Here is a 14,249-nt window from a genome sequence, read left to right on the forward strand (position 1 = left end):
AAGAGAAACATTTTCTCTTTTCAACTCTCTATATATTAATATATGTATGATTAACCAAAAGCATTTCTACCTCTTCTTCAGATAATTCTTCAATTTTTTCTACCAGAAGTCGCTCAATCATTTCTGCCTGCTTGATAGGCATCATAGCTTGCAATAAAAGGTCACGTAGCGGTAAATCTACTGGGAAGTTTGCTCGCAAGCGAGAAATTAGTTGAGTTGCAATCAGGGAGTCTCCTCCTAACTCATAGAAGTTGTCGTAAATACCAATTTCTGCAATCCCAAGTACCTCTTGCCATATTTGGGTAATTTGTTTTTCTAACTCATTTGTCGAAGCAACATAAGAATTAGTAAGATTAGGTCTGGAGTAAAGTGAGGATGAGTCTATTTGAGAGGAAGATTTTGAATCTGGTAGAGAGTCAAGGTCAAATGTACGCTCGCACCTAGCTTTTAAATCTACTGTGGAAACAACAACTTGAGTTCCTTTATCTAAAGAAAATATTCGTTTAAATACTTCTATAGTTTCTGTTGGAGTAATGGCTAATTCTACCCCTGATCCTCGCAGTACTTTTTGCTCTTGAGCAGAATTGAGTTTTAATTTATCCCAATTTATAGTGTACCACGGCAAAGAATAAGTTCGGTTATGTTGGTTAGTAAAGGTATCTATAAAATGATTAGCTGCTGAATATAAACTTAATCCGAATCCTCCTAAAATAGAAGATAAAGAAGAAAAGACAATACAAAAATCTAATTTTTTATTTTCTAAGAATTTTTCTAATACAGTAATTTGACGATGTTGTAACTTAAATAGCTTTTCTAATTCTAAATTACTAATTTCTGGAATCAAACTAAATATATCTTCGCGCTTGATTCGAGTCGAATAGATAACCCCATCAATTTGACCAATATTTTCAGGTGCAAGACTCTGGTGGATTTGTTGATAATTACTTATATCTGCACGCACTACCAATACTTTTGCACCTAATTCCTCCAATGCTAATAACTTTTGAATTTTGCAACTCACTTCATCTTCTTCAAGGTGAGCTTCGAGCCATTGCGAGAAATCATCCTTTTCTGGAAAATCTAAATCCTCGATAAATATTAGTTGTGCTTCTAGAAATTTGGCTATATATTCTGCAAGCACAATTTCAATACTTTCTAATCCCCCAAAAAACAGGTAAACACCGTGTTTTTTTAACGGTATTTTTTCTCCAACTTCTGACTCTAAGCGAACTGGCTCAAATGTTTGTACCCAACGATATAAGTCGCGATATGCAACTACCAAGTCTGAGGAAAGAGCTGTGAACTCGCTTAAAAGTTGGTCGGTAATGTTACTGTAATAATTTCCTTCTTTTCCATATCTATCTTCAAAGCCTTGGTGATTTTTTAAGGCAACATCAATACACCGACAGTTCATATGAGAATATTCTTGAGGAATAACTTTACATAAACCTAATATTGTTGCTTTTTGGGAGTCTAGTTTTTCATTACCATTGACTTCTTGAATGTTGTTTGATATAACCCAAAGTTGTAAGCGATCGCTCTTAACTTTACTGCTCTCTATGCGGCTATTTAGCTTACTAAGGTTCTCTGTTATCAACAACAAACTATTGAATTCTAAATAATTCTCTGGATGGCGATTTTCCAGATTACTGATACTCCATAAATAAATAATATTTTGGGGAGTTTTTCCTAATAATATTAATTCTTTAAATAAACTATTGTAGTCTTCGTATCTGCGTGGATTAATTATATAACTGCTATCACTTAGTTTTTTAAACTGCTCTCCTTGCTTAACGGTAATGACATTTTTACCTTGATTAATTAATGCATTGATTAATTTTTCCCCAATTCCTAACTCATCAAGAAAAAATAGCCAATCGTCTGGTGTAGATTCTATTTGAGCAGAGGATGAGTTACGTAGCAAAGAGCGCTTCCATGAAGGAACATAGAACCAGTCGGTAATATCTTGTTTACAATCTAATTTTGCTGACTTACTATTTAAAGAAGGCGATGGTGATTTAGCATCAATCCAGTATCTTTGTCGCTCAAAAGGATAGGTAGGTAAAGGCAAACGATGACGCTGCTCGTGAGTATAAAATCCTGACCAGTCAATCTGTACACCAAAAAGCCACAACCGACCTAATGTTTGCAATAAAAAGTTAACATCAGATTGTTGGTCTTTCACATGGCGTAATGAACTTATTACCTGTTGTTTAGCATTTTTATTTAAATGCTGTGTAGTAATAGTACTTAAAGTTCGTCCTGGTCCTACCTCTAGAAAAACACCTTCAAACTGTTTTAACAGTAGAGATATTCCATCAGAAAATCTCACAGTTTCTCGTAGATGTTGGCTCCAATAATTTGGATTTGTGGCTTGTGCATCTGTAATCCAACTACCAGTAACATTAGAAATAAAACGAATACATGGTGGATTCAGTTTGACTTTTTTTATTATCTCAATAAACGCCTCTAGTATTGGTGACATCATTTGTGAATGGAATGCATGAGATGTATGCAATAGCCGAGATTCAATTTCTTGAGAAGATAATTGATTTTGTAGTCTCGCAACTGCCTCGTTTGTTCCAGAAACAACACAAGAAGATGGGCTATTTATTGCTGCTATTTGGAGATAATTTTTATAGAGCGTTTCTGATTCTAATAACAACTGCACATCTTTTTCTGGAAGCTTAATTGCTACCATACTTCCAGAGGATAGTTGTTGCATCAACTCTCCTCTTTTGGCGACAATTTTTAAAGCATCCTCTAAAGAAAATACACCTGCTATGGTTGCTGCTACATATTCCCCGATACTGTGACCAATCATCGCCTCTGGTAGCACACCCCACGACATTAATAACTGAGCTAAAGCATACTCGATAACAAATAACGCTGGTTGTGTCAGCGCTGTTTGTTGTAATTGCTTTGAAGCAGTTTCAGTGTCTTTTTCCTTGGGATAAAGTAGGGAGCAGATATCAAGACCGAGGTAGGGTTGTAAAATAAAAGCGCAAGCATCTACATGTTTTTTAAACGTCGGTTCAATTTCATATAGTTCCTTAGCCATATTTGCATATTGCGCCCCTTGTCCGGAAAACATGAAGATCACTGGACAATGACCAGGCTTGCGGTGATGACTAAAAACACCTATTGGGTCTTGGTTGTCAAGAAATTTTATTGCATCTTCTTGGCGATCGCAAACGATGAAACGGCGATACTCAAAAGCCCGACGACCAACTTGTAGGGTATGAGCTACATCCGGTAGAAGAATATCAGGATTTTGCTCGAAGTGAGTACACAATTGCGCTGTCAGAGTTTCCAGGGCTGAACTGGTTTTAGCTGAGAGTACAAGCAATTGCCAAGGACGCGAGGAACTTGAAGCTTCAATTACTGGAGCTTCTTCCAAAATCACATGAGCATTAGTCCCGCCAATACCAAAAGAACTTACACCAGCTCTGTTGGGTCTACCGTCAGTTTTCCACTCTAATAATTTGGTGTTGACATAAAAGGGACTATTGGCAAAATCTATTTCCGGATTAGGATGTTCAAAGTGTAAGCTAGGAGGAATCAAACCGTGTTTCAGTGCCATGACCGTTTTGATTAAACTAGTCACCCCAGCTGCTATATTTGGATGTCCAATATTCGGCTTTACCGAACCAATAGCACAGAATCCATTCTTTTTGGTACGGGATTCAAATACCTTTTTGAGGGCACTAATTTCAATCGGATCTCCCAAGCTTGTACCAGTTCCATGAGTTTCGATATAGGTAATTGTCTCTGGATTAAATCCAGCGATCGCCTGAGCCTCAGCTATTACTGAAGCTTGACCACCGACGCTAGGAGCTGTGTAACCTACCTTAGCGGCTCCATCATTATTAATAGCTGAACCTTTAATCACCGCAAGAATGCAGTCCCCATCTGCTAAAGCATCCTCTAATCTCTTGAGTAGGACAATCCCTACGCCATCACTGAAAATAGTTCCATTTGCTTTAGCATCGAAAGCGCGACAGCGACCATCGGGGGAAGTCATCCCCCCTTCTTGATAAAAATAACCTTGCTTTTGTATAGACTGTATTGAAATACCACCTGCTAAAGCTAAATCGCACTCATAGTTGAGCAATCCTTGGCAAGCTAAGTGAACAGCTACTAATGATGTAGAGCAAGCCGTACTAATATTTATACTTGGCCCTTTGAGGTTTAACTTATATGAAATTCTTGTAGCTGGGTAATGATGACTATTGTTTAATTCAATTAATGAACCCGTTGATTCGATTATCTCAGGGTTGACACTTAATCTACTCAGCCAGTAGTTGTTAATAAAATTTCCTACATAAACACCAGTCAACTCTTTCTCAGATCCAGGAGCATAGCCAGCAGTTTCTATAGCTTCCCAAGCACACTCAAGCAGAATCCGGTGTTGTGGATCCATGATTTCGGCTTCCTTAGGCGAGAAATCGAAGAAAGAAGCGTCAAACATTTCAATATCTGAAAGATTAGCACCAGCTTTGACATATTCAGGATTACTTAGTGTAGCTGAGTCTACGCCCGAAGCTTTTAATTCTTCATCATTGAACAAAGAAATCGTCTCTTCTCCATTGCACAAATGCTGCCAAAATTCATCAACATTTTTGGCTTTTGGAAAACGACCAACCATACTGATTACGGCTATGCCTTTGATGGAATCATGGATTTGTTCGCTATCCATCCCACTTCCTCCTTTGTTTCATTAATTGTCTTTTTTCTTGCATAGCCGCTTCTTTTTTGCTAGCACGTTCGTCAGCTTTCAAAAATATCGGTTCTTCAAGCTGTTTTCTGCCAATATGTTCTGCCAAAGCACTGATAGTTGAATATTCAAATAGGCTAGCAGTTGGAATATTTTTATTTAAAAATTTTTTAATTTGACTGCGAAGTTGAATTATTAATAGTGAATCTCCTCCTAATTCAAAGAAATTATCGTAGAGACCTACCTCATTAATTCCTAAGATTTCTTGCCAGATATCGGCAAGCTTTTGCTCAATTTCATTTCGAGGAGGAACATAATCATTACTTAGTTCCGGTCGAGGATATTTAGAGTTGGATGGATTGACAGTCTCTAAAAATTCTAAGACTTGTGTTTCGTTGTAAGAAGTATAGTGTTTTGTATAATGCAATAAGTCAGAAGTACATACTATAACTTGAGGCATTGTACTTTCTAAAATTCGGAGAAAAGCATCTACGCCTTCATCAGGTAATATCCCTTGTTGAAGATTTTCTACTCGCAATTCTTGGAGTTGTTCAGGTACTTCTGTGTTTACCGCCATTCCAACTTCTTGCCAATTATCCCAGTTAATACTTGTAGTAAATCTGTGATATTTTGAGGCATTATAATGGGCAAAGGCATCAAGAAAAGCATTTGCAGCGCAATAATCTACCTGTCCAAATCCCCCTAAAATTGAGGTTTTTGATGATGTCAAGACAAAGAAATCTAATTGAATATCTTTAACAATTTTATCAATAACTATTGTCCCCTTAACCTTAGGAGCGAGAATACTTTGTGCATCTGCTTGAGCTTTTCGCCCAATCACACCGCCTCCAGCAACCCCAGCAGCATGGATAACACCATTAAGTTGACCAAATTGCTGTTGAGCAACAGCAATAGCACTTCGCATTTGTTCGATGTTGCTGACATCAGCACTGATTACTAAAACTTCTGCACCTAAATCTTCGAGTTGTTGAACTTTACGAATTTTACTGCTAGTGCTATCAGTTTCATTATGGGTGGATAGCCATTTTTCCCACTCATCTTTTTTGGGCAAAGCTGTTCGTCCTACTAACAGCAGCTTTGCTTGTACAGTTCGAGCCAAGTATTCTGCTAAAACAAGTCCAATACCTCCAAGTCCACCTGTAATTAAATAGACTCCCTTTTCTCGTAGTTGAGGCTTTTGGATTTTAGGTTGCTCAAAACGCACAGGCTCAAAACTTTGTACCCAACGATTGCTACCTCGATAAGCAATTAGCTTTTGAGAATCATCAACCCTCAGTTCTGCTAGTAATCTATCTAAGAGTTTTTCTTCTTGCCAGCTGCCTATATGGGGTAAGATAACATCAATACTACGACAATTAATATTTGAATATTCTTGGGAAATAACTTTAATTGGACCGAGCAAAGTGGCTTTCTCTGGAAAAATTACTTCAGTTGCTGTTACTGGTTGTAAGTTATTAGAAATAACAATAATATTAAAATTCTCTGTAGTCTCTTGTCTTCCCAAAGCTTGGGCAAGATATAGCAAACTGTAGAATCCCGTTATTTGAGTTTTATCAATTTTTCCGATTTCTAATTCTTGTTCATTATTAGGTGTAACGCTCCACAAATGAACAATTGTTTTTGGCAGCTTATTTTCTCCAATCAAGTCTTTGATTAAAGCATTGTAATCCTGATTATTTTCGGGATTAATAGTATATTGATAATCACTTAGTACAGTAAATTTTTCACCAAGCTTTACAGTAATAACATCCTGGTTTTGTTTTTCCAATCGTTTTACTAAATTTATACCTAAACCACACTCATCGAGAAACACCAAAGCGCAGGATTTTTGAAATGCTAATTCTTGATGTTCGAGTTGTACTGGAGGTAAAGAAGGCTTCCAAAAAGGAATATAAAACCAGTCAGCTATGTCAGGTTTTTTAGCCAGTGACACTTGAGTTGGAGTAGCATCTTGTCCTTGCTTTTTTGGTTCAATCCAATACCGTTGTCGCTCAAAAGGATAAGTTGGTAAAGGCAAACGATGACGCTGCTCGTGAGTATAAAATCTTGACCAATCTATTTCTACACCAGCAAGCCACAACCGACCTAATGTTTGTGATAAAAAGCTAACATCAGACTGTTGCTCTTTGACATGACGTAATGAAGTTAGTACTTGTTGTTTGGCATTTTTATCTAAATGCTTTGTTGTAATCGTACTTAAAGTTCGTCCTGGTCCCACCTCTATAAAAATACCTTCAAACTGCTTTATTAATTGCGATATTCCATCTGAAAACCTCACAGTTTGACGCAAATGTTGACACCAATAATCGGGATTTGTAGCTTGTTCATCCGTAATCCAAGTACCAGTCACATTAGAAATGAAGCGTATGTGAGGTGGTCTGAGCTTCACTTTTTTCACAGCTTGCACAAATGGTTCCAATATTGCTGACATCATCACAGAATGAAAGGCATGAGATGTATGTAGCAGACGACATTCAATCCCTTGAGAAAATAATTGGTTTTGTAGCACAGAAATTGCTTCGTTTGTTCCCGAAACTACACAGTCAGATGGGCTGTTAACAACTGCAATTTCTAAGGAATTTTTATACAACGTCTGTGCAGACAGCAGCAATTCCACCTCTTTTTCTGGAAGCCTAATTGCTAGCATACCTCCTGTGGGTACTTGTTGCATTAACTGTCCTCTTTTTGCCACAATTTTTAGGGCATCTTCTACAGAAAATACACCTGCAATGGTTGCTGCTACATATTCCCCAATACTGTGACCAATCATCGCCTCTGGTCGCACACCCCATGACATCAATAATTGAGCTAGGGCATATTCAATCACAAATAATGCGCTTTGGGTAAGTGCTGTTTGCTGTAGTTGTTGGCTAGCTGCTGCAATTTTTTCTTCCTCTGAAAAAAGTAGATGGCAGATGTCAAGCCCAAGGTAGGGTTCTAAAATCTCGGCGCAATTATTTACGTGTTTAGTAAATGTTGGTTCGATTTCGTATAGTTCCTTAGCCATGTTTGCATATTGCGCTCCTTGTCCAGAAAACATGAAGACGACTGGCTGTTCTCTACGCTCTTGATATGCAGTAAAAATCCGTTCTTGCTCCAGTGTTTCTAAGACATATACAGCATCTTTAACACTTTGGCACACCAACATTCGGCGATGGTTAAAAGCTCTACGACCTACTTGCAGAGTATGAGCTACATTGGCTAAATTTGTATCTGGATATTGTTTTAAATATGTAACTAAATTTGTAGTCGCAGTTTCAAGTGCTGAGCTAGTTTTGGCTGATACTAATATTAATTGCCAAGGCCTTGAGTTATCAAAATATTGAATTTTTGGAGGTTCTTCTAAAATTACATGAGCATTAGTTCCACCAAAACCTAAAGAACTAACTCCTGCTCGACGGGGAGTCTTGTTAGCTTTCCACTCAGTAAGTTTAGTATTAACGTAGAAGGGACTGTTTGCAAAATCAATTTCTGGATTAGGAGCTTCAAAATTTAAGCTAGGAGGTATTTGTTTATATTTCAATGCTAAAACAGTTTTAATTAGACTCGCTATTCCAGATGCGATATCTAGATGTCCGATGTTTGGTTTTACTGAACCAATGGCGCAGAAGCCATTTTTCTGTGTGAAAGCACGAAAAGCCTTGGTAAGTGCAGCAATTTCAACTGGATCACCAGTTGCTGTTCCAGTTCCATGAGTTTCTATATAAGAAATATCATTAGCATCTATTCCAGCGTTTGCTAGAGCCTCTACAATAACTTCAGCTTGACCATTGACACTAGGTGCTGTATAGCTAACTTTTAAGGAACCATCATTGTTAATTGCTGAACCTTTAATAACTGCATGAATATAATCTTTATCTGCTATAGCATCTTTTAATCTTTTTAAGACGACTATTCCAAGTCCACTGCCAAAAATAGTACCCCGTGCCTTAGCATCAAAGGCTCGACAATGACCATCAGGAGATAAAATTCCGTCCTCTTCATATAAGTAACCTGACTTTTGTGGAACCACAATTGTAACTCCACCTGCTAAAGCAATATCACACTCTTCATCAAGTAGACTTTTGCAGGCTAAATGCACAGCAACTAATGAAGTAGAACAGTAAGTTTGAATACCTACACTTGGGCCTTTTAAGTTTAATTTATATGAAATATTTGTAGTCAAAAAATCTTTATTTAAAGTATAGTTAGTAGAAACATTAATAAAATTAACGTTTGAGTAGATATTATTAAAAAAGTAACTATTTGTACTTATACCAGCATAAACGCCAATCAAACCTTTATAAGTTTCTGGATCATATCCAGCATTTTCAAGAGATGACCAGGCACATTCCATAAACAGGCGATGTTGAGGGTCCATTGCTTCAGCTTCTTTAGGGCTGCAACCGAAGAACCTAGCATCAAACAGTTCAATATCTTCTAATGTTGGTGCTGCTTTAACATAATTGGGATTGTTTAGAATATCTTCTCCGAGATTTAAATTTACTAAGTCATGATTGGAGAAAAATGAAATAGACTCAACACCATTTTGAAGATTATGCCAAAAATCATCAATATTTTTAGCACCAGGTAAACGACCTGACATTCCCACTATTGCTATATCTATATTTGCTGTTTCTTCTTGTTTTATTTCAGGGTTCATAAAATATAGAGAAATTGAAATTAAGTTAACATATTTTAGTTACTTTGCATTTTTATCTGCCTTCTTCTCTGTCCTCGGCTTAGTCTTTGTTCAAAAGTATTTTCCTGAGGTTCTTCTGGAGTAAAAATCTTTGCCATAGAACCAATATTTGGACATTCATAAAGCTTAGCAACAGAAATCTTGGAATTAAATTCTTTATTTAAGGTTGCAATAACTTGAATCCCGATTAGAGAATCACCACCAACTTCAAAGAAGTTATCATATATTCCTATCATTTCTATTCCCAAAATATCTTGCCATATGTTGCTAATCTTTTGCTCAATTTCATTTCGAGGAGCAACATAATCATTACTTAGTTCCGGTCGAGGATATTTGGAGTTGGATGGATTGACAGTTTCTAAAAATTCGAGTACTTGGGTTTCGTTGTAAGAATTGTAGTGTTTAAGTATATCCAATAAGTCAGACGTAGATACTACAACTTGAGGCATTTTACTTCCTAAAATGCGTAGAAAAGCATCTACACCTTCATCAGGCAATATTCCTTGTTGAAGATTTTCTGTTCGCAATTGTTGGAGTCGTTGGGGCAATTCAGTGTTTACCGCCATCCCAACTTCTTGCCAAGTATCCCAGTTGATAGTTGTAGTAAATCTCCCCTTTTTTGAGGCATTATGATGGGCAAAGGCATCAAGAAAAGCATTTGCAGCGCAATAATCTGCCTGTCCAAATTCTCCTAAAATTGAGGTTTTTGATGATGTCAAGACAAAGAAATCTAATTGAATATCTTTAACAATTTTATCAATAACTATTGTCCCCTTAACCTTAGGAGCGAGAATACTTTGTGCATCTGCTTGAGCTTTTCGCCCAATCACACCGCCTCCAGCAACCCCAGCAGCATGAATCACACCATTAAGTTGACCAAATTGCTGTTGAGCAACAGCAATAGCACTTCGCATTTGTTCGATGTTGCTGACATCAGCACTGATTACTAAAACTTCTGCACCTAAATCTTCAAGTTGTTGAACTTTACGAATTTTACTGCTAGTNACACCATTAAGTTGACCAAATTGCTGTTGAGCAACAGCAATAGCACTTCGCATTTGTTCGATGTTGCTGACATCAGCACTGATTACTAAAACTTCTGCACCTAAATCTTCAAGTTGTTGAACTTTACGAATTTTACTGCTAGTGCTATCAGTTTCCTCATAGGTGGATAGCCATTTTTCCCACTCATCTTTTTTGGGCAAAGCTGTTCGTCCTACTAACAGCAGTTTTGCTTGTACAGTTCGAGCCAAGTATTCTGCTAAAACAAGTCCAATACCTCCAAGTCCACCTGTAATTAAATAGACTCCCTTTTCTCGTAATCGAGGCTTTTGGATTTTAGGTTGCTCAAAACGCACAGGCTCAAAACTTTGTACCCAACGATTGCTACCTCGATAAGCAATTAACTTTTGAGAATCATCAACGCTCAGTTCTGCTAGTATTTGTTCTACAAGTGTTTCTTCTTGCCAGCTGCCTATATGGGGTAAGATAACATCAATACTACGACAATTGATATTTGAATATTCTTGGGAAATAACTTTAATTAGTCCGAGCAAAGTGGCTTTCTCTGGACAAAGCATTTCGGTTCCGGTCACTGACTGGAGGTTGTTAGAAATAACTGTGATTTTTACTTCCTCAGTAGTTTCTTGTTTTCCTAAAGCTTGGGCAAGAAATAAGAGACTATAAAATCCTGTTGTTTGAGTTTTTTCTAATTTTTCGATTTCTAATTCTTGTTCGCTGTTAAGTGTGACACTCCATAAATGAACAATCGTTTTTGGCAACTTGTTTTGTTTAAAAAGCTCCTGAATTAGAACATCGTAATCACGATCGCTTTCCGGATTGATAGTATATTGAGATTCATCTACTGTATTAAAATTTTTACCAACTTTTACAGTAATTACACCCTGATCTTGTGTTTTTAGTTGTTTGACTAACTTGTTACCCAAGCCACACTCATCCATAAACACCAAAGTGCAGGATTTTTCCAATCCTAATTCTGGATGTTCGAGTTGTACGAGGGGTAAAGAAGGTTTCCAAAAAGGAATATAAAACCAGTCAGCTATATCTGGTTTTTTAGCCAGTGATAGTGGAGTGTGACGCTCGTTTTGTCCTTGCTTATTAGGTTCAATCCAGTACCTTTGTCGTTCAAATGGGTAAGTCGGCAAAGGTAAACGATAACGTTGCTCGTGGGTATAAAATCCCGACCAATCTATTTCTACACCAGAAAGCCATAGCCGACCTAATGTCTGTAATAAAAAGCTAACATCTGATTGTTGTTCTTTGACATGACTTAATGAAGTTAGTACTTGTTGTTTGGTGTTTTTATCTAAATGTTGTTTCGTAATCGTACTTAATGTCCGCCCCGGCCCCAACTCCAAAAAGACGCCTTCAAACTGCCCCAATAGTTGCGATATCCCATCTGAAAACCTCACAGTTTGTCGTAAATGTTGACTCCAGTAATTAGGATTTGTGGCTTGTGCATCTGTAATCCAACTACCAGTAACATTAGAAATGAAGCGTATCTGTGGTGGATTTAATTCGACTGTTTTGATAGCTTCAATAAATGCTTCTAGTATTGGTTCCATCATTACAGAATGGAACGCATGAGACGTATGCAACAGTTGACATTCAATTTCTTCAAAGGATAATTGATTTTTTAGTAGTGCGATCGCTTCCTTTGTTCCAGAAACAACACAGGATGATGGGCTGTTAATAACTGCAATTTGGAGAGATTTTTTATACAACGGCTGTGCCGATAGTAGCAATTGTACATCTTTTTCTGGAAGCCTAATTGCTAGCATACTTCCAGAAGGTAGTTGTTGCATTAACTGTCCCCTTTTTGCCACAATTTTTAAGGCATCCTCTAGGGAAAATACACCTGCTATGGTTGCTGCTACATATTCCCCGATGCTGTGACCAATCATCGCCTCTGGTAGCACACCCCATGACATTAATAACTGAGCTAAGGCGTATTCTGTAACGAATAACGCGCTTTGGGTGAGGGCTGTTTGTTGTAGTTGCAAAGATGCAGTTTCGGTATCTTGTCCCTTGGGGTAAAGTAGAGAGCGGATATCAAGACCGAGGTGGGGTTGCAATATTAGAGCGCAAGTATCTACATGTTCTTTAAAGGTCGGTTCTACTTCATATAATTCCCGACCCATATTTGCATATTGCGACCCTTGTCCAGAAAACATGAAAATGACCGGACAGTGACCAGGCTCATTATGGAGACTAAAAATACGTTGCGGGTCTTGGCTGTTAAGCAATTTCACTGCATCATCTAGGTCGTGACAAACCATGACACGACGATAGTCAAAAGCTCGACGACCTATTTGTAGGGTGTAAGAGACATTTGGTAAGGAAATATTGGGGTTTTGCTCTAAATGCTCGCCCAGTTGCGCTGTTGCAGTATTTAAAGCTGTGCTGGTTTTGGCTGAGAACAGTAACAATTGCCAAGGACGAGAAGGACTATAAGCCTCAATCACTGGAGCTTCTTCCAAAATCACATGGGCATTAGTCCCACCAATTGCTAAAGAACTTACACCTGCTCTGCGTGGTGTTCCGTTAGTTTTCCACTCCGATAATTTAGCGTTGACGTAAAAGGGACTATTGGCAAAGTCTATCTGGGGATTTGGCTTTTGAAAGTGTAAACTAGGTGGTATTTGTTTATGTTTTAGTGCCAGGACTGTTTTAATAAATCCTGTTACACCTGCTGCTATATCCAGATGCCCGACATTAGTCTTTACTGAACCAATAGCACAAAAGCCTTTTTTATTTGTGCTAGCACGATAAGCTTGTGTGAGAGCCTTGATTTCAATCGGATCTCCTAAGACAGTTCCCGTACCGTGTGCTTCTACATAAGTAACAGTTTCAGGTTCGACTTCAGCTAAAGCTAAAGCTTCTAAAATTACTTCCCTTTGACCCTCAATACTAGGGGCTGTATATCCAATCTTTAAAGAACCATCGTTATTAACAGCTGAACCTTTGATTACTGCATGGATAAAGTCACCATCAGCAATGGCATCCTCTAATCTTTTCAAGACTACTACACCTAAACCATTGCCATCAATAGTTCCTTCTGCTTGTGCGTCAAAAGCTCGACAATGTCCGTCAGGAGAATGAATTCCTCCTGGTTGATAGTGATAACCACTTTTTTGCATTGTTGTAGCGGAAACACCGCCCGCTAAAGCAATATCACTTTCACCATTTAGTAAACTTTGGCAGGCTAGGTGGATAGCAACTAATGATGTCGAGCAAGCAGTTTGAATATTTATACTTGGCCCTCTCAAGTTCAATTTGTAAGAAACTTGTGTAGGCAAAAAATCCTTTTCGTTTCCATGCAAAAGTTTGAAGCTATCTACTGATTCTATTAAATCTCGATTTGAATATAAGTTTGACAGGAGGTACATATTGGGAGATGCACCGGCAAAAAGACTTATTTGACCGCTATAAGTTTCCGAATTATAACCAGCATTTTCTAAAGCTTCCCAAACACATTCTATGAAAAGGCGGTGCTGGGGATCTGTAATTTCAGCTTCTCTAGGTGAAAAGCCAAAAAATTCAGCATCAAATAACTCTATATCTTCTAATATACCATTTGCTTTCACGTAATTAGGATCGTTGAGCAATGATGGATCTTCCCCAGCAGATAGTAATTCTTCATCTGTGAAAAAAGAAATTGATTCTACACCATCACGTAGGTTTTGCCAAAAAATATCAATATTTTTTGAACCAGGAAAACGCCCCGCCATCCCAATAATAGCTATTGCATCTTGGTCAATTAAGTTCTCATATTTATCTAATTTACTCATTTCTATCATCTTAATTTAT

3 protein-coding genes are annotated in these 14,249 nt (G+C 37.7%); all 3 read right to left on the bottom strand.

What is annotated here, in order from left to right; all coding sequences use genetic code 11:
- Positions 1-28: 28 nt before the first annotated feature.
- The 3 genes from FCR06_RS14290 to FCR06_RS14300 are packed head-to-tail and all read right to left on the bottom strand — an operon-like array spanning position 29 to position 14,230.
- The gene (locus FCR06_RS14290) at positions 29-4,699 is read right to left on the bottom strand and encodes a type I polyketide synthase (protein WP_138500697.1); all 4,671 of its coding nucleotides are present in this window, start codon (positions 4,697-4,699) and stop codon (positions 29-31) included.
- Complete coding sequence (locus FCR06_RS14295; protein WP_138500699.1) at positions 4,692-9,380, bottom strand: type I polyketide synthase; 4,689 nt, start codon at positions 9,378-9,380, stop codon at positions 4,692-4,694. Before FCR06_RS14295 ends, FCR06_RS14290 begins: the two co-directional genes overlap by 8 nt.
- Before the next feature lie 35 nt (positions 9,381-9,415).
- Positions 9,416-14,230 carry a type I polyketide synthase gene (locus tag FCR06_RS14300; protein ID WP_138500701.1) on the bottom strand — a complete coding sequence of 1,605 codons (4,815 nt, stop codon included), beginning with the start codon at positions 14,228-14,230 and terminating at the stop codon, positions 9,416-9,418.
- Between the last annotated feature and the right edge of the window lie 19 nt (positions 14,231-14,249).

This window comes from Nostoc sp. PA-18-2419, from assembly GCF_005869855.1.
GTDB lineage: Bacteria > Cyanobacteriota > Cyanobacteriia > Cyanobacteriales > Nostocaceae > Nostoc.